The 280-nt window shown below is 46.1% G+C and carries 1 pseudogene; it reads left to right on the top strand.

From position 1 onward, the window contains the following. Positions 1-13: 13 nt before the first annotated feature. Positions 14-280, top strand: a pseudogene (locus tag A3763_RS08150) (arginine decarboxylase); the annotation flags it as partial.

Here is a 280-nt window from a genome sequence, read left to right as displayed (position 1 = left end):
ATTGAGCCGCCAAATGAACATTCAACCCCACATTGGTGTGCGGGTGAAAATGACCTCTCAAGTCAGTGGGCATTGGAATTCAACGAGCGGTGATCGCAGTGTGTTTGGTCTAACTAGCACACAACTTATCGATGTGGTTGATAAGCTAAAGCAAGAGAACATGCTGCACTGCCTCGAATTATTGCACTGCCACTTAGGTTCACAAATCCCCAGCATTCATGATATTCGAAGTGGTGTCGTAGAAGCCTGCCGCTATTTTACTGACCTAATGATTGAGGGT

The sequence above is a fragment of the Oleiphilus sp. HI0128 genome (assembly GCF_001635365.1).
Note: the sequence above shows the minus strand (reverse complement) of the source record. Positions and strands in the feature narration are given on the sequence as shown.